We start from the raw sequence: 1,119 nt of genomic DNA on the forward strand, positions 1-1,119 counted from the left end.
TGTTATTGAATGGATGTGTGGAAAAACAAACGAACGAAAAGCAACACACAATTGAACCTATGAAACCTGGCGCTCAAGTGATAGAGCATAAAGCTGTGACGGAACTAGATTATGGGCCGTATGCAGGTCATGGTACATGGGGCGGAGATGTAAAATCCATTTATGACAAACTAAGTAATAAAGAGTCTGATAATTATGACTTTTATCTATCAAGTATTAGTAAAAGCACAGCTCAAAATATTGCTAGCGCAGAAGGTATAAAACTTCCTGCTGTTACCTTCAAGGCACTACAAAATGCACAAGATAGTCATGGTAAAGCAAATTATGAGTGGACGGTAACGGGCGAACGATAAGTTAAAATTCGAAAAGAGGAAAAGAAGTGTACAAACCAAGTTACGGTTATTTTATTATATTGATTTTTTTGGTTTTAGGAGTAACCGCATGTAGTCTTTCAGATATCAATACTTATAACAATGGGAAAACAGCTACTGCTAAAGTTAAGCAAGAAAGCACTGGCTACTATCCAGATAAAAGAACAGATAAAGCCAAGAATGTTGTATCTGCTGGTCCTAAGCCCCTTCAGGATGAGGACTTCACAATATCATATCGGTCGCACAAAATTGATAAGAATACGGATATTAAAGAACTTATCCATAAGTGGGGTTACAGTGAGGGATTTGAAGCAAACAACAGAGGGTATTGTAGTGGGAATGGAACATATAGAAGATGGAGCTTGTCTTATCCTAACTATAATGATCCAGAAATTGATTTTATAGTCTTGTCTAAAATTGAACTTGAAGGGGAGGACTTGGTGGATGGTGAAAGCTATCTAGTATCCGTGAGCTTGGATAGTCCCAAGTTTAAAACCAAAAGAGGCTTGAAGATCGGTGATACACTTGGCAAAGTACTACAACTCTATGGCCAGCCTAGTATCATAACAAATGAGAGTCTGCTCTATTCCAAAAACGGCTTGCATTTGAGGATTCTGTGGGATACTAAAACAGAGAAAGTAGACAATATTTCCATTGAATATAACATGGAGAAATCTATAAAGCAGCAACGTAGCGCTGATTATGTAGATGAAGATGCTCAGCCCGACCCTGATCTGGAACCATATAC

At 38.1% G+C, this 1,119-nt stretch carries 2 pseudogenes; both read left to right on the top strand.

Annotated features, from left to right (window positions below):
* Positions 1–353, top strand: a pseudogene (locus JO375_RS05295) (hypothetical protein); the annotation flags it as partial.
* A gap of 26 nt (positions 354–379) precedes the next feature.
* Positions 380–1,119: pseudogene (locus JO375_RS05300) on the top strand (hypothetical protein); the annotation flags it as partial.

The sequence above is a fragment of the Paenibacillus farraposensis genome (genome assembly GCF_020736845.1).
Taxonomy (GTDB): domain Bacteria; phylum Bacillota; class Bacilli; order Paenibacillales; family Paenibacillaceae; genus Paenibacillus; species Paenibacillus farraposensis.